Source organism: Hyphomonas sp. (assembly GCF_022844445.1).
In the GTDB taxonomy this organism is placed as follows: Bacteria; Pseudomonadota; Alphaproteobacteria; order Caulobacterales; family Hyphomonadaceae; genus Hyphomonas.
Genome location: NZ_JALHLS010000013.1, coordinates 39,871 through 63,334 on the forward strand (window position 1 = coordinate 39,871; position 23,464 = coordinate 63,334).

Below are 23,464 nucleotides of genomic sequence, written 5' to 3' on the forward strand. Positions count from 1 at the left end.
CGGAATGTCTGGTTTTACCCGAAGCCCCCAGGCCCCTCTCCCGTTTGACGGGAGAGAGGTGGTAGCAGAGCTTACGGCGTTGCCGTGGCTTTCAGCGAGGCGGCGATTTCCTGTGCTTTGCCGAGTTCGGCTTCATGCAGCGGGATCAGGCCTTTCTCGATCATGTAGCCATCTTCGCCGCCGGCGCCGTCACTGACCGATTCGACAACGAACTCGGCGAGGCCGGGGACGAGCGGGATGTTCTGGTCCTTGACATAGAAGTACATCACCCGCGCAAGGCCGTACTGGCCATTGGTGATGTTCTCGAAGGTCGGCTCGATGCCGCCAAGGTTGGCGCCCTTCACGCGGTCACCGTTCTGCTCGAGGAAGGAGAATCCGAGCACACCGATGGCATCCGGCGACTTCACGAGCGACTGGACGATGGCAGTGTCATTCTCGCCGAAATCGACCCAGACGCCGTCGGTGCGCACGGTGTGGGCGCGCGCCTTGAAGGCTTCCGAATCAGTTTCCTTGAGCGCGGCGAGTTCCGGGATTTCGGCGGCGCCGAGTTCCATACCGAGTTCAACAAAAGCATCGCGCGTGCCGGAGGTGGGCGGCGGGCCGAGGACGAGGATCGGCTTTGCGGGAAGGTTCGGGGCAACTTCGTTCCACATCTTGTAAGGGTTCGGCTTGAAGCCGCCCTGCCCGTCCGGAATATCCTTGGCGAGGGCGAGAAAGAGTTCCTGCTTGGTCAGGTCAAACAGCGGGCCGGCCTTGGCATTGGCGACGACGATGCCATCATATCCGAGCGGGATTTCGGTGATCGCGGTGACGCCGGCGGCGTTGCAGAGTTCGCGCTCAGATTCCTTGATCGGGCGCGAGGCGTTGATGATCGACGGCTCGGTCGCGCCGACGCCGGCGCAGAACGCCTTGAAACCGCCGCCGGTGCCGGTTGATTCGACGATCGGCGTGGAGAAGGAGGTGGTGGCGCCGAAGCGTTCGGCGATGGTGCGCGAGAACGGGGCGACCGTGGAGGAGCCGACGATCTTGATCTTCTGGTCAGCAGAAGCGGTGCCGGCGACCGGGGCGGCGCCGGAAGCCGAATCATCTTCCAGTTTCGACAGGTCGCTCTGTCCGCAGGCGGCGGCCGCCAACATTACAACGGCCGGCAGGGCCGATTTTAGAAATCTGGTGAACATCCGTGTCTCTCCGCTTGATTCTGCCCGCAATAGCGGGGGATTCGAGCGATCGCCATACGCCTCTCATGTGACAGTTGCTGCGAAAAAAAGTGACAGTTTTGCGACAGTGGGCTGGAGGTTAAAAAAACTGCTTGCAGGCCCGGGCTTTACCCACTACATGCACGTTCGAAATTGATGTGGCGGACATCTGGGCTAACCCGACAAAAAGGGGGGCCCCCTGTACTAACGCCCAAAGCTGGTTTGAAGCCCTTTGGAGGTTAGGTGTCATGCACACTTACGCTACCCCGTATAATATTGTGCGCAATCTGCAGCCGGAACTCCCGGTCTACTGCTTCCGTCCGGAGCGCGTGACGGCTGCTGCACGCTGGTTCGTGGAGAAGTTCCCGGCCCAGGCCTTCTATGCCGTGAAAGCCAACCCTGCCCCCCACGTGCTCGACGCACTCTGGGAAGGCGGTGTGCGCAGCTTCGACGCGGCCTCCGAGAAGGAAATCCAGCTCATCCACGGCCGCTTCCCTGGCGCGCGGATCGCGTTCCTGCACCCGGTGAAGCCGCGTCACGCGATCAAACGGGCTTACGAGAACTATGGCGTGCGCATCTTCGTGACCGACACGGTGGCGGAGCTGAACAAGATTCTCGAGGCCACCGGCCACGCGAAGGATCTGACGATCCTGGTGCGCATTGCCGTGTCCTGTGAAGGCTCCGCCCTGCCGCTGGCGAACAAGTTCGGCGCGGGTCCGGAAGAAGCTGCGGAAATCCTCCGTCTTGCCCGCCGTCATGCGGACGAGGTCGGCGTGTCGTTCCATGTCGGCAGCCAGGCGATGAAGCCTTCGGCCTGGGCGCAGGCCATGTCGGATGCAAGCCGCGTGATCATCGAGGCCGGCGTGACCGTGGACATCGTGGATGTCGGCGGCGGCTTCCCCGCGATCTATGGCGACCAGTCGCCGCCGGAAATGGACGCCTATGTGGCCATGGTGATGCGTTCGTTTGAGAACATGTTCGTTCTCGAGAATGCGGAGCTTTGGTGCGAGCCGGGCCGTGCGCTGGTCGCCGAAGCCGAGAGCCTCCTGGTGCGCGTGGACCTTGCGAAAGGCAACACGCTCTACATCAACGACGGCTCGTATGGTTCGCTCTACGACGCGGTGCACGAACGCTGGAACTTCCCGATCCGTGCCATCCCGGGCGATGCCCGCAAGATGGGCCGGATGGTGGAATACACGGTGTACGGCCCGACCTGCGATTCGACCGACATGCTGGCCGAGAAGGTCTGGCTGCCGGCCGGCATGACCGAAGGCGACTATATCGAGTTCGGCAACATCGGGGCCTATGGTCGGTCGATGGCGACCCGCTTCAACGGCTTCGGTGAAGCCGAAACGCTGGTCGTGCAGGATGCGCCCTGGCCGAGCCTTTACGGCGCGGCATCGGCCGAAGTCGTCGCGTTCGGCTCGCAAGCCACGAACTGAACGTCCGGAAATCCGTAACGTCTGAGGACGCGCGTAATGCCGTCCGTCTCGTCCGGCGGGCGGGTGAGGAGGCTTGTCCCTCCCTGCCCGCCGGATTGAGTATTTTCCGGCAGCACACGGATGGTCTGGCGCGCGATGGCGGCGCCTGAATCGATATAGGAAACGGGCCGCGGCGCGGTGGCGATGAGCTGGCCGCGCACCAGCGGGAAATGGGTACAGGCAAGCACGATCGTGTCGATCTCATCTCCGCCTTCGGCATTGAAGAGCGGGGCCTGGGCGGCAGCAAAGGCTTCGGGCGGGATGTCTTCTCCGCGGGCATGGGCTTCGGCGAGTTTCACCAGTTCGAGGCTGCCGTGCAGGATGACGCGCTTGCCGGCCGCGAACTCCTCAATCAGGCGGGCCGTGTAGGCGCGCCGGATGGTGCCGGGCGTGGCGAGGAGGCCGATAGTGCCAGTCTCGGTGAGCCGGGCGGCCGGCTTGATGGCGGGAACGGTGCCGACAACAGGGATCGAAAGCGCGGCGCGCACTTCGGCGAGTGCCAGCGTGCTGGCCGTGTTGCAGGCGATGACGAAGACATCCGGCCGGACCGCATCAACCAGGGCGCGGGCGACCTTCGGCAGGCGCTCGCGCAGGGCTTCGTCAGATTTGTCCCCGTACGGGAAAAAGCCGGTATCGGCGGCGTAGTGGACCGTGAGCCGGGGGCCGAGGGCACGGATCTCGCCGGCAACGGTGAGCCCGCCGACGCCCGAATCAAAGACCAGGACACGGCCCCGGGCGGGCGACGGCTCGAACGGATAGGGCGCGGCATCAGGCATGGCAGGGAATCTAAGCGCATTCCGGCGCGGCGCAATCGGGGCACTGGCGCAGCGTAAACGGGGCGTTTGGCACGAAACTTGTTGTGCAGCGCACAATCGAGGCCTAGCGTGAGGAGGTTAACCCATGGGGAAACAGGAAATGATGGATTTCTGGCTGAATTCCTGGCGCGCCTACACAACGATGACCGCCGCCTCGCTCGACACGCTGCTGACGATGCAGAAGAGCATGATGAACCTTTCCTCAATCACGCTGTCGGACGGCTTTGATGGCGCCGACGAGAACTACATGCGCGAGGCTTTCCAGCGAGCCGCCGACGCGAACGTACGGCGCTGGTCCGACACCGCCGACATGCTGAAGGGCATGCCGACCTGGGTGCAGAAGATGAATTCGGTGCCCGGCACGACGCTGGTGGACCTGTTCGACAAGGCGCAGCGCGGGCGCGGCTGACGCCCCGCTCCCGTGTGGACTTGGACGGCGCCCTGATTTACCTCGGGGCATGAACCTTCCTCTTGATCACCTGAAGTCACTCGAACAGCGCCTGCTCTGGCTGGCGGCCTGGACCGTGCACAACGCCAATCACCTGCGCGAGAAAGAGGATGACGACGTCAAGGTCGGCGGCCACCAGGCCTCCTGCGCCTCGATGGTGTCGATCCTCACGGCGCTCTATTTTCATGTGCTGCGGCCCGAAGACCGCGTGGCCGTGAAGCCGCATGCGGCGCCGCTGTTTCATGCGATGCACTACCTGATGGGCAACCAGACGCGCGAGAAGCTTGAAAACTTCCGCGGCTATGGCGGCGCGCAGTCCTATCCCTCGCGGACCAAGGACATTGACGATGTCGACTTCTCCACAGGATCGGTCGGCCTCGGCGTGGCGGAGACGGCGTTTGCCTCGATCATCCAGGACTACCTGATCGCCCGTCCGTGGACGGAGCTGGGCAGCGGCGCACGCAAGGCCGGGCGCATGGTGGCGCTGGTGGGCGACGCGGAGCTGGACGAGGGCAACGTGTACGAGTGCCTTCAGGAAGGCTGGAAGCACGGACTGCGCAATACCTGGTGGATCATCGACTATAACCGCCAGAGCCTTGACGGCGTGGTGCACGAGGGCCTGTGGGCGCGGGTGGAGGCGATCTTCAAGGCCTTTGGCTGGCGCGTGGACGTGCTGCGCTTCGGCGCGAAGCAGCGTGCGGCGTTTGAGGAGCCGGGCGGCGGGCGCCTCAAGGCCTGGATCGAGGCCTGCCCGAACTCGCTCTATTCGGCGCTGACCTATCTGGGCGGCGCGGCCTGGCGCAAGCGTATCCTCGACGATATCGGCGACCAGGGCGATGTGTCGGCCCTGATCGGGAGGCGCACCGATACAGAGCTCAGTGAGCTGATGAACAATCTCGGCGGCCAGTGCCTCGAGACGCTGTGCGAAGCCTTCGGCCGGGCCCGCGACGAGACGCCGACCGTGTTCCTCGCCTACACGATCAAGGGCTGGGGCACGCCGCTGGCCGGCCACAAGGACAACCATGCCGGCCTGATGACCAAGGCGCAGATGGCCGAGTTCCAGACGCTGATGGGCATCCAGGCCGGCGAGGAATGGGAGCCCATGGCGGGCGTTGAAAACACGCCTGCGCTCAAGGACTTCCTGCGGGAAGTTCCATTCTTTGCAGCCGGGCCGCGGCGGTATCATTCACCGGCTGTGCCCTCGCCCGGGCCGGTCTTCCTCGAAGACGAGATGCTGTCCACGCAGCAGGGTTTCGGCAAGATCCTCGACGCGCATGCGAAGGCGGATACGGAACTCTCCCGCCGTATCCTGACAACCTCGCCGGACGTGACCGTCTCGACGAACCTTGGCCCCTGGGTGAACCGGCGCGGCCTGTTTGCGCGCGAGAAGGTGGCCGACACGTTCCGGGACGAGAAGATCCCGTCCGCGCAGAAATGGAGCTTCTCCCCGGAAGGCCAGCATATCGAACTCGGCATTGCGGAAATGAACCTGTTCCTGCTGCTGGGCGCAGCCGGCCTGTCGCATTCGCTGTTCGGCGAGCGGCTCATCCCCATCGGCACCGTGTATGATCCATTCATTGCGCGCGGGCTCGATGCGCTGAACTATGCCTGTTACCAGGATGCGCGCTTTATTATCGCCGGCACACCGAGCGGCGTGACGCTGGCGCCGGAAGGCGGGGCGCACCAGTCCATCGGCGCGCAGCTGATAGGCATGAGCCAGGACGGGCTCGTCTCGTTCGAGCCGGCCTTCCTCGATGAACTCTCGATCATCATGGACTGGAGCCTCGATTACCTGCAGCGCGACGGCGAAGGCGACCCCGACGAGCGCACCTGGCTGCGGGACGAGACGGGCGGCTCGGTCTACCTGCGCCTTTCGACACGGCCGCTCGAACAGGTGCGCGTGTGGAAACGTGACGACGCGGCGTTCCGGCAGGGCGTGATCGATGGCGGCTACTGGCTGCGCCAGCCGGGGCCGAACTGCGAGGTGGTGATCGCCTACCAGGGCGTGATTGCCCCGGAAGCGATCAAGGCCGCGGCGCGCATCGGCGAAGGGCGCCGCGATATCGGCGTGCTCGCGGTAACGTCCGCAGACAGACTGAATTCGGGATGGACCGCCGCGCGGCGCGCCCGCGCGCGCGGGCAGCGCAATGCGAAAAGCCAGATCGAGCGCCTGATGGAGGGCGTGCCGCCCCACTGCCAGCTGATCACGGTGACCGATGGCCACCCGGCGACGCTCGCCTGGATCGGCGGCGTGAAGGGCCACGCCGTGACACCGCTGGGCGTCGAGCATTTCGGCCAGACCGGCACGATCCGCGACCTCTACCGGCACTTCCAGATCGATGCGGATGCGATTGTCGGCGCGGCGAGCCACCTGTCGCCCGGGCGTATACTCTGATCTCAAACTGCCTGCCCGAGCCCGGCGGCGAGGTAGCGTTGCGTACATCAGGCCAGGGGGACACTCGGATATCCGGAGCGAGGCTGCTGATACTTGCCGTATCCGGACTATTTCTGGGAGTGTAGTCAGACGTAGGGCGCGCGGCTGGTTGAGACCTTCGGGCGGGACGATGGCCGGGGCTGGTGCCTCTCGGCCGACCCGAACGACGTCAACGCTGCGTGGGCGGCCCCTGTATCGAGTTGTCCGGCGGCGCATGAGTACATGCCGAAAGGGCAGTGATCAGAACCTTTTCGGGATGAATTGGCGCTGCAGTCTCAACCGGGAGTTTACTTCCTTGGAGTAGACAGGGACATGTTTCGTCGCCTGCTATCCTGCCTGAACCTGGCGCCCGGTCACAAGGCCCTGTGCCTGGTGGTGTTTGCGGGCCTGCTGACGGCAGTCGCCCCGGCAGCGCTGGCGGCGCCTCCGGCGTTTGATCTGGCAGACCTGAACCGCACAAGCGCGCTGCCCATCGCCACCGAAATCGCTTCCGGTGCCGACCCGGCGCTTGATCCTCAGGCGGTCACGTCCGGCGCGGCCGCCCTGCCCTTCCAGCGGCCTGCGGCGCGCGTGCCGCAGATGCAGAGCCCGTCAGGCGACGTCTGGATCCGCTACCAGCTGACCAATTCAGCGGATGATCCGCGCTCGGGAAATTTTATCATCAATTTCTCGTATCTGGAGCGGGTCGACCTCTTCGAGGTGCTGCCCGACGGCAAGCTGCGGCACTCCACGGCGGGTTCTGCAACGCCTGCCTCCGGCGCAGCCGTGGCCGCCGCCTATCCGACGTTCCAGATGGTGCTCGCGCCGGGTGAGACGCGGGACTATTATGTCCGGGTACGCAGCAATTCAATTCTTTTCTTCCCGATGCGGATGGTTTCCGAGAGCCGGTTCTCGCATGCGGTCACACGCGACACGATGATCTGGAGCCTGATTGCCGGAACCGTGCTGGCACTGGCGCTCTATGCCGCATCCATGTCCTTGGGCGCAGGGCGGGGCGTCTACCGCGCCTATCTCTGCTTCAGCCTTGCAGCGGTCGGCTATATCCTGCTTTCGTCGGGCCTTGTGAAGGCGCTGGTCGCCTCCGGCCTTTCGATCAATCTCAACACGCTGCTGTGCGCGGCGCAGGCGCTGGCGATCGCTTGCGGCACGCTGTTCGTCACGCGCTTCCTCGACATGCGTCACACCGCGCCGCGCCTCTATTGCGTGTTTATCGGGCTGGCCGGATTTGCGGCGCTGACAGGTGTCAGCTTCCTTCTGCCGCAATGGATAGCGCAGTTGAGCTATCTCGTGGCAGCGGTACTTGGCCCGGTGATCCTGATGCTGGGCCTGGGCTGGCTGACCTGGCGACGCGTCGCTGGCGCTCGCGCTCTGCTGGCGGCCTGGGCACCGTGCTTCCTGGCGACGATCTGGATGTGCCTGCGCCTGTTCAACGTGACACCCTACCTGCCGATCAATCACTTCCTCCTGCCGCTGTCGTTTGCGTTCACCCTTGCACACCTGTCGGCGATCCTTGCCGGCCGGGCGCGCGAGGCAGAGCTTTGGGCGAACAATGACATGCTGACCGGACTCGGCAACCGGCGCCTGCTGACGGCGATCATGGAGTTGGAAGCGCGCGAGCCGACACGCCGGTATGGCGCGGCGATTGCCATCGACCTTGACGACTTCAAGCCGGTCAATGACCGGCACGGACATGCGGCGGGCGACGCCGTTCTGGTGGCTGTCGGCGAACGCCTGCGCGCCACGTTCAAAGGCAAGGGCGACGTCTTCCGTCTCGGCGGCGACGAGTTCCTGATCCTGACTTACGACGCGCTGAGCCGGATGGAGGTGGTCAACCTTGCCGGCGATTATCTGAGCCTCAACCGTCAACCGGTGCGGTTCGATGACCTGACGCTGACGATAGATGCCAGCATGGGCATTGCGTTCCGGGATGATCATGCTGGCCTTGACGCCATGATGAAGCAGGCCGACCAGCAGCTCTACGCCGTGAAACAGGCCGGTCGCGGCATGGTGCGCATTGCCGACCAACGCGCGCAGGAGCGGCGCAAGACACGCCGGACGGTCGGCTCACTTCCCGACGCGGCCGGCATCTTCTTTGCGCGCGGCAAAGATCCAGGCCCGGCGCCAGCGAACGACACGGCGGAGCCGGAACGCGCAAAGCGCTGATCCACGACTAGATCAGGATTTCGTACAGGTCGGTTCTGCGGTCGCGGAAGAAACCCCAGGCGGCGCGCGCCTGGTCAATCTTGTCGAGATCGAAGCTGGCCACGAGGACGCCTTCCTCCTGGCGGCCGAGATCGCCGACGATCTCGCCGGTCTCGTCAGTGATGAAGCTCGTGCCGTAGAAGACCTGCCCGCCTTCATCACCCACGCGGTTGGCGGCGACGACCGGGATGACATTGGATACCGCATGGCCCTGCATCGCGCGGCGCCAGCGGGCCGCTGTGTCGAGGCCGGCATCCTGCGGCTCGGCGCCGATCGCGGTGGGATAGAGAAGCGCATCGGCGCCCATCAGCGCCATCGCGCGGGCCGCCTCAGGAAACCACTGGTCCCAGCAGATGCCGACGCCGATACGGCCCTTGAGGGTCGACCAGGTGCGAAAGCCGGTGTCGCCGGGGCGGAAGTAGAACTTTTCCTGATAGCCCGGGCCATCCGGAATGTGGCTCTTGCGATAGACACCAAGCAGGGCGCCGTCGGCATCAATGATGACGATGGAGTTGAAATAAAGCGGGCCATCCTTCTCGTAAATCGACACCGGGATGACGACGCCGAGTTCCGCAGCAAGCTCCGAGTACTGACGAACGGCGGGGTGGTCCTGCCACTCCATGGCGCGCGCGAAGTGTTCCTCTTCCTGTGTCTTGCAGAAATAGTGGCCGCAGAAGAGTTCTGGCGGCAGGATCACGTCGGCGCCTTTCGCGGCGGCTTCGCGGATGAAGCCGGCGACGCGGGTGATATTGTCCTGCACGTCATCGGACGGCGAGAACTGGATCGCGGCGAGGGTCAGCGTGCGGGCCATGGGGCGCCTCCTGTCAGACGGGAATTTCGCGGGTCATGCAATGGAAACTGCCGCCGCCGGCGAGGATGCCGCGCGCGGGCAGGCCGATCACCTCGCGGCCGGGCATCAGGGCTTTCAGCTCGGCAAGCGCGACGGCACTGTAACGGTCTTCGTAGATGGGCACGAGCACGGCGCCGTTGGTGATTGTAAAGTTCATGTGGCTCGCGGGAACGGGCGCGCCGTCGCCGAAGTGGATGAGACCCGGCGACGGGATGGTGGAGACCATAAGGCCGGCCGCCGCGAGGCTGCGCTCGATGTCGCTGAGCACATCCATGTTCGGATCATCCTGGCCGGCCGGATGCTGGCAGAGGACATGGCCGGGGCCGATGAAGCGGGCAATGTTGTCGACATGGCCGTCGGTGTGATCGTTGGCGAGCCCGTCGCCGAGCCAGAGGATTTCCTCGACACCGAGCGCGGCGCGCAGGTGGCCCTCGATCTGGTCCTGGTTGAGGGCCGGATTGCGGTTCGGATTGAGAAGGCACTGGCGCGTGGTGAGCAGGCGGCCTTCGCCGTCCACGTCGATCCCGCCGCCCTCCAGGACGAAATCATGGGCACGTGCGGGGATCTGCTCGATGGCGGCCATCGCAGAAGCGGTGCCGGCATCGCCGTCCATCAGGTATTTGCCGCCCCAGCCGTTGAAGCGGAAGACCTGACTGACGCGCCCTGCCCCTGCCCCGGTGATGATCGGGCCGGTATCGCGCAGCCAGATGTCGCCGGTGGGTATGCGGACAAGTTCGGCAACGCCTCCGAGCGCGGCCTGGGCGGAGGTCATCGCCTCCTCGGAGCCAATCGCGACCTTAACCTTCACATGGCCTGCCGCCGCGCGGATGAAGCCGGCAATGTCGGCGCGGGCAGCGGTCAGGTCGCCGCCCCACTCCTCGGCAAGGCGCGGCCAGCCGGCCCAGAGGGCGGCCTGCGGCGCCCATTCGGGGGCGAGGAAGGGTTTCGTCATCGTCATGTCAGCGCGCGCCTTGCCATAGCTGGCCCCAAAGGAAAAGGGCGGCCCCGCAAGGCCGCCCCTCATATAGTGTCCGTAGGCCGGAATACAGCTTAGAACTTGTACTTCACGCCAAGCCGGATCTGCCAGAGCGAGGCCGAGTTGATCGGCTGCGCACGGTCAACCGTCGGGTTGAACGAGGTGATCACGAGGCGGCCCTGCGCATCGAGGCCGCTGATGCCGTAGAGTTCGGCGTTGCCCGGGAAGCCGTGCTCTTTCATCACGCCCCACTCGTCGTTCAGCAGGTTGCCGACGTTACGGATAACCATGAACGCCTCGGTGCGATGATCCCCCATCAAGCCAGGCAGCTCCTGGGCGATGCGGATATCGAAGCGGGTGCGCCACGGATCGGACTCGGAGTTACGGTCGATGATGCTACCGGCGGCATCGCGAAGGCTGCTGTTGCCGTTGATGAAGTCAACAAGAGCGGCAACCGCGCCGGGGCTCGACGTGGGCGCGATGACCGGATCGGTGATGCCGGTCGGAATGTAGGCCAGCTCGCGGCGGCTGTTGGTGAACGGCGTGAAGGCGCTGTTCGAGCCGATCGTGTAGCTGTAGGGCGCGCCCTCGTTTGCGGTGGCGAACAGCGAGAACTTCGAAGCGTAGTTCTCGACGAACTCCTTGCGGACGTTCAGGTTGAACGTGAACCGGTGCGGGATCACGTAGTCACTGGTCGCCAGTTCAGGATTGGTCGGATCGAAGGTCTGGAAGTTCGAGAAGTTCGAGAAGGCCACCGACGAGGTCATCGGGTTGGCGTCTTCCGCCTGGGTGAAGGCATAGCCAGCAGCCCAGTCGATGCCGTTGTTATAGTCTTTCGACAGGCCGACGGAAACCGTGCGGGCCCAGCCTTTTTCTTCCGCATTGGTGAGCAGGAAGTCGTTGGTGTTGCCAGCAAAACGCGGGCGGCCATCAGCAGCGCGCGGGCCAACGCCGGTGGTCGCGGGGACCCACGAAATCGGCAGGATATAGGCGGCTTCGTTCGTCTTGGAGACGAGGAAGTCGAGCATCAGGCGCCAGTCATCGCCGTACCAGGCTTCCGGCGAACCGAAGTCAATGACGGTGCCGAAGGCCGCTTTCCATTCCGACGGGATTTCGAAATCGGGGTCGAGCGCGTTGACCGGACCGCCGCCGTTGGCTGCGCCGACAGCTGCAATGGCCTGATCCGGCACATCGAAGAACGGACGGCCCGAACCGCCGCCATAAATGTACTCGCTGACGTTCGACACCGTGCCGCCGAGCGCGGGCAAGCAGTCGGTCGTCGAAGCGGCGCCGGGGCGCTCGCGGCATTCGAACAGGGTTACGCCATTGTTGGAGTAGTTGTTCGAGAGCCAGACGTTCGGGTTGCCGCCGGAGTAGAGGCCAAGGCCGCCATGGAAGCGGATGTCGTCCGAAAAGTCGTATTTCAGGCCAAGGCGCGGCTGAAGCAGGTCGCGGCCATCCATCGTGGCGTCGTTGCGAATGCCGTAGTTGGCGAGGAAGGTCGGGTTGAACGACGGCTTGGAGTCCGAGGTGTAGTAGTCGTAGCGAAGGCCGGCCGTGACCTGCAGGTCCGGGGTAACCTGCCACTTGTCCTGCAGGTAGGCGGTATTGATTTCGTAGCCGAACGTGGCGGCACCATCGTCTTCGTTGTTGGTGCGTGCGGCGTTCTCATAGCGGAAGTCGTTGAAGTTTCCGGCTGCAAAATCGGCGACGGTGCTGAACACCCACTCGCCCTGCACTTCCTGAATGAACTTGTTGAACACTTCGAGTTCTTCGCGCTCTCCGCCGAAGGTGACGAGGTGGTCGCCGATCGTCCAGTTGGCTTTCGCCTTGTAGACGTCCGAGGTGTAGATCAGGTCGTTGGCGTGACGGCTGTCGTCTGCGCCGAGGTAGATGGTCGAGGTGCCCGAGCTGCCGACACGCGGCACGATCACCTGCACTTCGCCCCAGCCATCTTCACCGGACACAGGGTCCTGGACAGCGTCGAATTCAACGCGGGTCCAGCGCAGCTCGGTGTTGAAGTTCTCCGTCCAGTCGGAGTTCAGCGAGACCGAGTAGTTCTCGAGCTTGCCACCGCGCTTGTAGAAGTGGTTGCCGTCGGCGACTTCCGTCGTGCTGGAGTCGGACGGGTTGAAGTTGAAGGATTCGTTGAAGGTGTAAGAAGCGGCTGCACGGTGCTGGTCGTTGATGTTCCAGTCGAGCTTGGCGAAGATCTTCTCGTCTTCAACCGGGATCGAAGTCGGCAAGCCGCCCGAGACGTAGCCGTACTGGTTTACGGCAATGTCGATGACCTGCTGGTAGACAGCCGGATCGATGCTGGCGCGCTGCGGCGAGTTGTCGAACAGGTTTACGGCGTCGTTCTTCTCGTAAGAGCCAAAGAAGAACAGGGTGTTCGGGATGATCGGGCCGCCGACATTGAAGCCGTAGCGCTCGTCCTCGAAGTCACCGATCGGGATCTTGGTGCCATTGATAGAATCGCCGCGCAGGTCGTTGCTGGTGTAGTCGTAGAACGCCCCGCCATGGAACTCGTTGGTGCCGGACTTGGTGACGGCGTTGACGTTACAGGCAGTGAACAGGCCGTACTCGACGTCGAACGGGGCCAGTTCAACGGAAACCTGCTGGATCGAGTCGTAGCCGAAGGGGATGCTTTCGGTCGGGTAGCCGTTGGAGTTCAGGCCGAAGCTGTCCGAGAGGCGGGCGCCATCAACGGTCAGTGAGTTGAAGCGCGGGTTGGCGCCGGCGCACGAGATCGAGTCGTTGAAGCCGTCATCGATGTAGACGCGCGGGTCGAGGCGCAGGGCGTCCTTCAGGTCGCGCGAGATGGCGGGGATGTTCTCGAGGGTGTCGAGACCGTAGGACGACGACGGGCCGGTGGCGACGTTGGCGACGACGGCGGCGCCGGTCACGACAACGGTGTCGAGGCGCGCGGTTGCGTCGGCAGCAGCGGTCACGATGTTGACGACCGAGGTTTCGCCGAGGCCGGTGTAGACGTTCTCGACGCGGCTGGCGGTGACGCCTTCACCCGAAACGGTGAAGCTGAACGGGCCGCCGATGCGGAGGTTCTGGCTGGAGTAGGCGCCGTTCAGGCCGGTCGTGGCCGTGGTGACGGTGCCGGTGGGCTCATGGACGATCGTAACCGTGGCGCCTGCGACCGGCTGGCCGGCGGAGTCGGTCACGACGCCGCGGGCGTCAGACGTGGTAACTTGTGCGTAAACCGCTGCGACCGGCGCGAGCGCCGCGATGGCGGCGATGGACGCGCTGCGTGCAAAGAAATTCTTGATCATGGTGTCTTCCCCGAAGTTATAGACCCTACCGGAGCGCCCTTGTGCCGTCCCGGTTTCCGCTCGGCCTTAGCCCCGCTACATGACAGTTAAGTGACAGACAATTGAAGGTTCTGCTGCACCGCCCAAACAGGGTGTTGTTTTTTCGTTGCGATGCAAAAATGACACGCCTGTAAGCAGTGTCTGCCTGTTTAAGCCGCAAACTGAGCTGTATTTGTGCGCGGCCGCCCGCCATAAGGAGCGCGTTCAACCCGAATCGATGATGCGCCCGGCCATTTCCCTCCCCAGAAGCCCTGAATCCCGGCTGGTGCTGGGCGTGCTGATGCTCCTGCTGCTGTTGCGGACAGGGGCGATTCTCGTGTCGCCCCTTAATCTGTATGCGGACGAGGCCCAGTACTGGCGCTGGGCGCAGGAGCTGGCCTGGGGCTATTATTCCAAGCCGCCGATGATCGCCTGGGTGATCCACGGGGCGACCGCCATTTTCGGCGATTCAGAAGCCGCCGTGCGGATCGCTGCGCCCTTCCTGCATACTGCCGCCGCAGGCTTCCTCTTCCTCGCCGGGCGGGCAATGTTTTCAGCAAAGACAGGTGCTTACGCCGCACTCCTCTACGCGCTGATGCCGGCGGTGACGCTGTCGTCCAGCGTGCTGTCGACCGACGGCGTGCTGATGCCCTTCTGGTGCGCGGCGCTGTGGCTGGCCTGGCGGCTGCGCGGCGGCGCGGGCCTCGTGACTGCTGCCGGGCTCGGCATCGTGATGGGGCTGGGCATCCTTTCAAAATACGCGATGCTCTACTTCCTGATCGGGCTGGTGCTGACGGCGGTGCTGGATGCGCCGATGCGGCGCGCCCTTCTGTCGAAAGGCGGGGCGCTGGCCCTGGCGGTGACGGCGCTGATCATCGCGCCGCACTTTGCCTGGAACGCGGCCAATGAATTCCAGACCGTTGGCCACACGGTGGACAATGCGAACCTCGGCGGGGAACTCTTCAACCCTGAAAATGCGGGAACTTTTTTCGTCGACCAGTTGGGCGTGTTTGGTCCGTTAAGTTTTCTGGCCCTGCTGGCAGGCTTCGCGGGATGGCGCGAGACGCCGGAGGGCGAAGGCGGGGCGGTGCGGTGGCTGCTGTGTTTCGTCCTGCCGGTGCTGATCTTTATTCTCGGCCAGGCCGTGCTGAGCCGGGCCCATGCGAACTGGGCGGCAACGGCCTATCCGGGCGCGAGCCTGCTCGTGGCGGCATGGTTTGCCGGCCGAAAGGGCGTGCTGTGGAGCAGCCTTGGTGTGAACGCGCTGATCGCAGCCATCTTCCTGACGGTGCCGGCGCTGCCCGCTTCGGTGACGCACGACATCGGCATCGACAATGCGCTGAAGCGGACCCGGGGATGGGATGCCTCCGCGGCGCAGCTGTTTGCCGAGGCAGAACGGCTGGGAGCAACCGCGGTGCTCGTGGACGAGCGCGAGGCCTGGCACGGGCTGGACTATTACGGGCAGGACCGGACCGTGCCGCTGATTTCCTGGCGGCGCTATGCGGGCCCGAAAAGCTTTGCAGAGCGCGCAGTGCTGGAAAATGGCAAGGATGACAGGGTACTGGTCGCCTCGATTCATCCCCGCCTGCGGCCGATGCTGCGGGATGATTTCGTGACCTTCGAGCCTGCAGGCCAGATCCGGATCGACCTGGGCCGCCGCAGCAATGGCTGCCCGATCACGCGGGTGTTCCAGCTGTATGTGGCGACAGGCTTCGCGCCGCCAAAGCGGACAGCGAACCGGGCGTCAGTGTACGAGGGCCGGGAAGAGTTTCCTGAGCCGCCCTGCCCGGCGAAGGACTAAGCGGCAGCAGCTTAGGAACCCTTGGGCGCCTTGCCCCAGAGTTCCTGAATGCGGGCGTCGCGGCCACAGGCCTTGCGATAATAGCCGTACTTTACGGCGCTGCGGATGTAGTAATCCTGGTGGTAGTCCTCGGCCGGCCAGAAGGTGGCCGCCGGAAGGACTTTGGTGACGACGCCCTGGCCCAGGGTTTCGGCGGCGCCATCGAGAGCGGCCTGCGCGACATCGCGTTCAGCCTGCCCCGAGACGAAGATGGCCGAACGGTAGCTGTCGCCCTTGTCGCAGAACTGGCCCTTGTCATCGGTAGGGTCGATGTGGCGGACGAAGTGGCTGGCGAGTTCGTCATACGAAACCTTGGACGGATCGTAAGTGACTTTCACAGCCTCATAGTGTCCGGTACCGCCTTGCGTGACTTTCCGGTAGCTGGGGTTCTCGAGCGTTCCGCCGGTATAACCGGAGACGGTTTCGACAACGCCGTCCACCTTGTCGAAGTCGGCTTCCACGCACCAGAAGCAGCCGCCGGCAAACACCGCCGTGGCCACGCGGGCCGGCGGATCTACCAGGCGGCGGTCTTCTGCTCCGGCGCTGGAAAAGAAAGCCAGGCCGGAGGCTACGGTCCCTGCAGTGAGGGCGATGACGAGGGCGGGACGCTGCATGGGAACTCGTAACTCTTCTCGGCGCTTGGCAGACGGGAATACGCTGCTGAGCCGCCAGATAGATGCCGAGTCTGTCTGAAAGAAGACCGAACAGGCAAATATTGCCTATTTGTCACGCCGTTGTGACCAAAATGCGCACGTTTATGCCGGATTTTCAGTCAGTACCCGGACTCTCACGCGCGTTGCGCGGCCTTGATCGTCGACGGCGGTCACCTGGTAGAAACCGGGTTGACGGGGCTGCCAGATGGGCGAGCCGGCATCGTCAAGCTCCGTAGGCGTCCCATCGACAAACCAGCTCAGTGCGCCTTGTCCCCGCCCGGCGAGGACGAAGGGACGGCCTGGCTGACCATTGACGGGGCCGGCCCAGAGTTCAGCGCCTTCAGGCGGAAAGAGAATTTCCGGCGGGCGGTTCGCGGACAGGTTGCGCTGTGCGCCGCGCGCTTTCTTCAACGGCTCGGTGGTCAGACGGGCGCGGGATTCTCCGTCATCACGCAAGTGGTGGGACACGCGGTCGGCCATCTCGAAGAGGACGGGCAGCGCGATGTCGCGGCCGGTGACGCCGGTGCGCGGGGCGCCGTCGGCCCGGCCGATCCAGACGATGAGCACATGCTCGCCGGACACGGCCGCTGCCCAGGCGTCGCGGAAGCCGTAGGAGGTGCCGGTCTTGAAAGCGACCTGCGGCGCATCACGCGTGAGGCGGCCCGGCATGCGGCCGGCAGGCGCGGGCGAACCCTGCAGGATACGGATGATTTCGGCGGCGCTTTCCGGGCTCATCAGGCGGCGGCCCGGATCCTCATAGCTCGCGCGTTCTTCCTCGACGCGCCAGACGAGCGGCTTGGCCACGCCGCCATCGCCGAGCGCGGCGTAGAGGACGGCGAGTTCGCGCGCGGTGAGACCAGCGCCGCCAAGCGCAAGGGCGAGGCCGGCGCTGTGACCCGCATCGCCGCTATAGCGCGGACGAGCGCCGGCCATGGCAAGCTGGGCGGAGAAGCGCTCTGCGCCAACGCGGTCCAGCATGAGCACGGCCGGGATGTTCAGCGAATGCTGAAGCGCGTCGGAGATGCGCACATCGCCGCGAAACATGCGGTCGAAGTTTTCCGGCCTGTAGCCAGCGAACTGGCGCGGCAGGTCCTCGACGCGCGTGTCGGCCGAGGCGATGCCGTCATCGAAGGCAAGCGCATAGATGAAGGGTTTCAGGGTGGAGCCGGGCGAGCGAGCGCGGTTGGTGAGGTCGATCCATCCGCCGGCACGCCCGCGCGAGGCAGAGCCGACGAGGGCGCGCACGGCGCGCGTCGGGATATGGACCACGAGGGCAGAGAGCTGGACGTCCGTGCCTTCCGCCTCGGCGCGGGTCAGCGCGATACGTTCCAGTTCGGCCTGCAGTCCCGCGTCCAGCGTCGAGCGGACATCCTCGCGCGGGCCATTGGCGAGGGCGGCGTCGGCGCCGTGCCAGGCCCGGTCCGGGAAGTCGAGACGTCTCGGAGGAACGGGCAACGCCGCGACTTCCTCGGCTTCGCCTGCCGGGAAGACGCCGTAGCCCGCGAGCTTCAGCGCAACCCAGTCGCGCGCTTTCTTCGCCTGCCCGGGGCGCCGGTCCGGGCGGCGCACTTCGGGAGACTGAGGCAGCGCGATCAGAAGCGCGATTTCGTCCGAGGACAGACGGTCCGCCTCATGGCCGAAATAACTCCAGCTGGCCGCGCGCACGCCTTCAAGGTTGCCGCCATAGGGCGTGAGCGTCAGGTAGAGTTCGAGGATCTCGTCCTTGGTGAAGCGGCGTTCCAGCTGGTTGGCGCGCCAGATTTCCACCAACTTGGAGCCGATATTGCGCGGGCGGGGCTCCAGCATGCGGGCAGTCTGCATGGTGATGGTGGAGCCACCGGAGACGACGCGGCCCGCCGCGGCGCTGTCGACGGCGGCGCGGACGATGCCGACCCAGTCGGTGCCGTGGTGCGCGCGGAAGCGCTTGTCCTCGACGCGGATGAGCGCCTCGATGAAGGCGGGGTCTATGTCGTCCAGCCTGACCGCAAAGCGCCAGCGGCCATCCGGAGCGGCGAAGGCCCGGAGCGGCTTTCCGTGCCGGTCAGTGACCAGCACGGAATTGATGTGCGCCCGGCTGAGCGGCGGCGGGAACAGGAGGTCAAGCGCGAGGACCGACGCCACGAGGACGACGAGCCCGGCGAGGAGACGCTTCGGCCAGGTGATGCCTTTCAGCCTGGCCCTTAACGCGGCCCCGTACACGTTGCCTTCTCCCTACTTGCCGCCGGCTGCGCCCTGGGCGGCGAGGATCGTCACGCGGCCCGGCGCCGAGCGTCCGAAGACTTCCGGACGGTACATGTCCTCGGCCACGACACCCGGCATCGCAAACGATCCCGGCGTGACGGCGCGCACGACATAGGCAAGCGTGACGGGCTGATCAAAGACGTTGATGGCCGCGACGTAGCGATCATCCTGCGCCTGCGAGGACTGGGCCTGCGCGATTTCACCGAGGAAATCGAAGGCCCCTGCCCGCACACGGTCCTGTCCGGTCGACCAGTCATACTCGACGACGCGGGCATCGGCCGGACGCAGCACGGTCTCGATCTCGAAGCCGGCCGGCAACAGGTCTGCCACGATCACGGGGTTGAGGCGGCGCTCCTCCGTGTTGACCGTGAGGGCGACGACGAACTTGTCGCCCTGGCGGACCTGGTCGAGTTTCACCGGCGAGCCCTGCAGCGTGTAGAACTGCTTGGACGCGGTGAGCTTCGACGACACGGCCGGCGGCGGCGCGGAGGGTGCACCGGTGACGAGCACGGTGCGGAAGACCGGCGCCTTGGTGTTCAGCTTGAAGCTGACGCCGTTGGCGGCCTGCGCTTCGGTCAGCATGTACTGGCGCTGATTGTCATTGCCGTTGCCGAGACCGGTGACGCCGACCTGCATGGCTGCCTGGCCCTTTGTGAGGGCGTTGACGGCCTGCAGCATGTAGGACTTCTCCTGCGTGGTCAGGCTGGAGGCATCCGGCACGTCCTTGCCAAGCTTGGTGGCAAGGCGCTCGACGACTTGCGGAAGCTCGGCTTCCGCGGCGAGGGCGAGCATGGCGGCAAGGTCGCGCAGCGGCGTCTGATAATAGTCGCCGTCATTGCGATAGCCGAGCTTGCTTTCTGCTGACTTGAAGGCCGAGGCGGCACGCGCCCGGTCGCCGAGATAGGCAAGGCCTGCCCCGATATGCGCGCGGGCGAGCGGACTGGCGATGTTCTCCAGTTCGCGGTCATGCAGGTAGCGCAGGCGGGAGATGTCCGCCTGTCCTGCCTTGGCCAGCACATAGAGTGCGTAGGCCGAAGAGCGGTACATCATCTGTTGCTGGGTATCAGTGGAATACTGTCCCTCATAGACTTCCGTGTCGTAGCCATAGACCCGCCAGGCATCGCCCGAGGTGATGGTACGCAGCGCACCATAGGCCCGCGTGAGTGCCTCGTCGGGCACCGAATAGCCGGCCTGCTTTGCGCGGTAGATGAAGTCGGTCGCGTAGGCGCCGAGCCAGGGCGTGGCATAGCCATCGCCTTCACGCCACAGGCCGAAGGCACCATCCGCACCCTGACGGTTGAGGACAGTGTTGACGGCGACCTGCACCTTGTCACGCGCATTCTCGCGCGCGCCCTTGGCGCCCATCGCCACCAGCTCTTCGGAATAGAGGAGCGGGACGGCACGGCTGGTAATCTGCTCGGTGCAGCCATACGGGTAGCGGTCGAGCGAAGCATACAGCGTCGCAGGGTCGAGCGGGATCGGTGAGAAGCCAACGGCCACGTCGGCCGAGCCCGGCACATAGCCTTTCAACAGGTCTCGGCTGACCGAGAAAGTCTCTCCCGGCCGCATCAGCTGCGACGTAGAGCGGGCTTCCGGCAGATAGGGTGAGCGGGTCTGGATCTCGTAGCTACGGACCACGGAGTATTTTTCCGGCCCGGTAACTTCAAGACGCAGTGGCGAGATGCCTTCACCTTTCGCCGCGATACGCACCGGCAGGTCCACACGCTGGCTTTTGGCAAGCGTGCGGGCAAGCTGGGTTTGAGGCACGCTCACCTGCTGGCCGCCCGTGACCTTGGCGATGAACTGGCCGGCGGCGAGTTCGACGTTGTCCACAGACGCCGTGATGACAGCTTCGTCGCCAGGGGCAAGGAAGCGCGGCATGACGAGATCCGAAGGCGCCCTGTCGCGCACCTTCATCTTTTTGTCCGCCTTGCCGAGGCCGGTTTTCGACCAGGCGACCGCCATCAGACGCAGCTCGCCGTTGAACTCCGGCAGGGCGAGCGGGATTTTCGCACGGCCATTCTTCACTTCGACGAGGCCCGAGAAGATGACGACCGACTTGGTCGGCACGACGGTCAGGCCCTCGCCGCCGAGCTGGTCACCGCCGACGCGCACTTCGGACGGCAGGCCCATGTTCGGATCGAGCAGGCGGCCATAATCGTCATGCAGTTCGACACCGAGCGCCTTGCGCCCGAAATAGTGGGCCACAGGATCTGGTGACTTGAACTTCGTCAGTTGAAGGATGCCTTCATCGACAGCAGCGAGCGTCAGGTAGACGGGCTCTTTCGGGCCGCCTTCAATGCGCACGTCGACGGTCTGATCCGTCTTGGGACGGGCGACATCCGGCGCGGTGAGCGTCACGTTGAACGTGCGGGACGCCATGTCGACCGGGACGTGGGCGACACCCACGGCGCGGCGCGGCTTGGCATTCAGGAGCGGATCGCGGCCCGAATAGACCGTGACCATGACATAGGCGCCCTCGCCCCACTCGGCCGTAACCGGCAGGGTGATCCGGGTGCCTTTGGCAAAGACCGGAATGTTCTGGACACTGAGCACCTTGTCGGTGGCGACAACCACCTGAGCCTGGCCGTCATAGGGCGGCACGATCGTCAGCTCGGCGTTCTGGCCCGCCTTGGGCGACTTCTCAGCCGCAACAACCTTCACGCGGTCCGGCGCTTCGGTGCCGTCTTCGCTGGTCCAGCCGCCCCAGCCGACATAGAAGCTGGTACTGGCGCCGGCGCTCGCAGACGCGCCCTGCCCCTCGATCACGAGTTCATGGCTGCCCCACTCGAGGCCGGGCGCCTTGATTTCGCCGACACCACCGGCAGGCGTATTGAGCACGCCTTCGTTGACCTTGGTGACCGTGCGCGAGCGGCGCCAGGTCCACTGTTCGCCGTCGCGGTACCAGTCATAGTGATAGTCGATGGCGAGGACTTTCCAGTTGAGGCGCTGGGCCACGGCCTTGCCGTCGGCATTCACTGCCACGACCTGGAACTTCGCTTCGCCGCCTTCTTCAACGCTCGACTCGAAGGACGGCTTGACGCCGACATAGAGCGCTTCGGGGCGGTAAGGGACGCGAATGCTCTCGGCCACGGCGCGGCCGCCGGGCTCCAGCACACTGACAACCGTATTGAGTCGCAGAGGCAGGCCGGAATTCGACCCGGCCGTGCCGGGCGACAGGCGGATCAGCGCCTTGCCCGATCCATCCGTGGTCGTATCGTCGAACTCAAGGATCTGCTCCTCGAAAGTCTGGTCGTGGCGGCCATAGATGAAGCCTTCGAAGGCCTTGAAGGGGGCCGGGTCGGCTTCGAGTCGGGCTTCAGCTTTCACCGTCAAGCCTGCACCCGGCGCGCCATAGAGAAAGCGTGCATCGATCTGGACATCCCGCACGCCGCCGGCTTTCAGCGGACGGGTCTCGTCGGCCTTGACGTCGACTGCGATGCGTTGGGGCACAAAATCCTCGACCGCGAAGCGCACGTCGCCGGCAGGCGAGTCGATGCCGTCGATCTCGATGCTGGCACGCCACTCACCACGCGACGCGCCGCGCGGCAGGTCGAAGCGCGACAGCACTGCGCCAGACTTCGGATCGGTAAAGCGGACCTTCGAGGCGATGAGGCCGTTGGGGCGGTAGATGACGAGGTTGCCATTGCGGCCAGTGACCTGGCGGCCGGCGCGGTCGCGCAGCATGGCGGTCAGTTCAACGCTTTCGCCCGGGCGATAGATGCCGCGGTCGGTGTAGACGTAGGCGTCCACCGGGCCGGGTGTCGTGCGCCCGCCGACTTCCTGTTCGGAGAGGTCGACCGGTGCGCGCGCAAGGTCGAGCGCGGCAAGTTCGCCATTGGCGGCGGTGGCCAGCACAAGGCGCGGCGCCATGTTGCCCTGCCCGTTCATCAGCGGCGCATCAAAGGTGACGCGGCCCTGATCGTTAGGCTTGGCTTCGGCGAGGACAGCGTTGTTTGCCGCCAGCAGTTGCACCGTCGCGTTGCGGACGATCTTGCCATCCTTCAGCGAGCGCAACGTGACATCGAGACCGTTCTCGCCGCGATAGGCGGTGAGCGCGAGATCGGTGAGCAGGATCCAGCGGCCGGACGAGGCCGCGGGGCCTTCGTTGTCGCCAAGCTCGGCGGCATCCGTGATGCTGACGAAATAGGCGCCCGGTTTCATCGGGCCGACGACATCCTGCAGCGGAAAGACCGAAATCACCGGAGCGTTGGGCGTGTTGGCGATATCGATGGTGCCGGTGAAAAGTTCCTCGCCGACATCTTCCGGCGAATCCGGACCCCACATCCAGGACCATTCGCCCTGACGGGTGGTGGTGCCGGCATTGATGTTCTTGAAGACGAGTGCGCGGTCATTGATGCGGCTGACCGTGACGCGGACCTGGTCGACGTTGACGGTTTCGATCGGGAGGCCGTCGGCATTCTCGCGCGGGAGGATCACGCCGGTACCTTTGAAGCCCACGAAAGGCGGACGGTCGGCAAAGTCGATCGGAACGGTTTCGGCCCGCTTCAGCGTACGGCCATCGGCGGCGGGAAGACCGGCGAGGATGGTGGCGGTGCGGGTGGTGCCGAAGGAAAGGCCGCCAACGCAAAGCTCGCGGCCCTCGACGGACAGCGCGGCGCGGAAGGCCGGGCGGAATTCGACGTAGGGCGAATAATCCGTTTTCGGATCAAGCGGGGCGGAGAAAACGAAGCAGGCGAGTGGTTGCTCGGTGTCGGTGTCGATACGATAGCGGAAATAGGAGAACTCGGTTTCGGCCGCTTCGCGGGCCCGCTGGCGCGCTTCCTCACGCTTGCGCGCGGCCGCCTCATCAGCGGGCGAGCGCTCGACAAGGACCGATGCGTCGCTGTCCTGACCCGGATCACGCGCCGTCTGTGAACCGCCACACGCTGCGAGTACGAGCATTGCGGCGGAAACGAGCGCACCAAGAGCCCCCCAACGGCCCTGGACCATGACTGACATTGACGAAACTCCTCCCGAGTATTTCTTCAACCCTTACACACGAACCGGGCGGCGCCATAGGGGC

The 23,464-nt window shown here is 64.9% G+C and carries 13 protein-coding genes; 5 read left to right on the forward strand and 8 right to left on the reverse strand.

The annotated features are described in order from the left end of the window. Positions 1 to 71: 71 nt before the first annotated feature. Positions 72 to 1,178: a substrate-binding domain-containing protein gene (locus tag Q0C17_RS13980; protein WP_291207570.1), complete on the reverse strand. Its 1,107-nt coding sequence runs from the start codon at positions 1,176 to 1,178 to the stop codon at positions 72 to 74. 266 nt (positions 1,179 to 1,444) lie between these two features. On the opposite strand from Q0C17_RS13980, the gene Q0C17_RS13985 reads away from it, so the two are divergent. Then, positions 1,445 to 2,638, forward strand: coding sequence for a type III PLP-dependent enzyme (locus Q0C17_RS13985; RefSeq protein WP_291207573.1), 1,194 nt, complete (start codon positions 1,445 to 1,447; stop codon positions 2,636 to 2,638). On the opposite strand, the gene murI is transcribed toward Q0C17_RS13985, so the two are convergent. Continuing rightward, on the reverse strand, positions 2,584 to 3,453 hold the full coding sequence (gene murI, locus Q0C17_RS13990; RefSeq protein WP_291207576.1) for a glutamate racemase: 870 nt from the start codon (positions 3,451 to 3,453) through the stop codon (positions 2,584 to 2,586). The two genes, Q0C17_RS13985 and murI, sit on opposite strands and share 55 nt — an antisense overlap. Before the next feature lie 124 nt (positions 3,454 to 3,577). Between murI and Q0C17_RS13995 the strand changes: the two genes are divergently transcribed. The 3 genes from Q0C17_RS13995 (at position 3,578) to Q0C17_RS14005 (ending at position 8,537) form a co-directional block, all read left to right on the forward strand. Continuing rightward, entirely contained in the window at positions 3,578 to 3,901 is a 324-nt protein-coding gene (locus Q0C17_RS13995; protein WP_291207579.1) for a hypothetical protein, read from the forward strand. Positions 3,902 to 3,950: 49 nt separating this feature from the next. Next, positions 3,951 to 6,335: a transketolase gene (locus Q0C17_RS14000; protein ID WP_291207582.1), complete on the forward strand. Its 2,385-nt coding sequence runs from the start codon at positions 3,951 to 3,953 to the stop codon at positions 6,333 to 6,335. Positions 6,336 to 6,686: 351 nt separating this feature from the next. Beyond that, positions 6,687 to 8,537 (forward strand): diguanylate cyclase, encoded by a 1,851-nt coding sequence (locus Q0C17_RS14005; protein WP_291207585.1) that lies wholly within the window; start codon positions 6,687 to 6,689, stop codon positions 8,535 to 8,537. Between the two features lie 7 nt (positions 8,538 to 8,544). Here the strand turns inward: Q0C17_RS14005 and aguB are convergent, their stop codons facing one another. The 3 genes from aguB to Q0C17_RS14020 form a co-directional block, all read right to left on the reverse strand. Beyond that, positions 8,545 to 9,387 (reverse strand): N-carbamoylputrescine amidase, encoded by an 843-nt coding sequence (aguB, locus tag Q0C17_RS14010; protein WP_291207588.1) that lies wholly within the window; start codon positions 9,385 to 9,387, stop codon positions 8,545 to 8,547. A 13-nt stretch (positions 9,388 to 9,400) separates the two neighbouring features. Beyond that, positions 9,401 to 10,384 carry an agmatine deiminase family protein gene (locus tag Q0C17_RS14015; RefSeq protein WP_291207591.1) on the reverse strand — a complete coding sequence of 328 codons (984 nt, stop codon included), beginning with the start codon at positions 10,382 to 10,384 and terminating at the stop codon, positions 9,401 to 9,403. 92 nt (positions 10,385 to 10,476) lie between these two features. Continuing rightward, on the reverse strand, positions 10,477 to 13,686 hold the full coding sequence (locus tag Q0C17_RS14020) for a TonB-dependent receptor (protein WP_291207594.1): 3,210 nt from the start codon (positions 13,684 to 13,686) through the stop codon (positions 10,477 to 10,479). Between the two features lie 355 nt (positions 13,687 to 14,041). Between Q0C17_RS14020 and Q0C17_RS14025 the strand changes: the two genes are divergently transcribed. Next, a complete protein-coding gene (locus Q0C17_RS14025) occupies positions 14,042 to 15,505 on the forward strand; it encodes a glycosyltransferase family 39 protein (protein ID WP_291207597.1) in 1,464 nt (487 codons plus the stop codon). A gap of 11 nt (positions 15,506 to 15,516) precedes the next feature. On the opposite strand, the gene msrA is transcribed toward Q0C17_RS14025, so the two are convergent. From msrA to Q0C17_RS14040, 3 genes are all read right to left on the reverse strand, one after another. Then, positions 15,517 to 16,158, reverse strand: a complete 642-nt coding sequence (gene msrA / locus Q0C17_RS14030) for a peptide-methionine (S)-S-oxide reductase MsrA (RefSeq protein WP_291207600.1) — start codon at positions 16,156 to 16,158, stop codon at positions 15,517 to 15,519. Between the two features lie 141 nt (positions 16,159 to 16,299). Continuing rightward, on the reverse strand, positions 16,300 to 18,396 hold the full coding sequence (pbpC, locus tag Q0C17_RS14035; protein ID WP_291207603.1) for a penicillin-binding protein 1C: 2,097 nt from the start codon (positions 18,394 to 18,396) through the stop codon (positions 16,300 to 16,302). A 12-nt stretch (positions 18,397 to 18,408) separates the two neighbouring features. Further along, complete coding sequence (locus Q0C17_RS14040) at positions 18,409 to 23,400, reverse strand: alpha-2-macroglobulin (protein ID WP_291207605.1); 4,992 nt, start codon at positions 23,398 to 23,400, stop codon at positions 18,409 to 18,411. Positions 23,401 to 23,464: the final 64 nt, after the last annotated feature.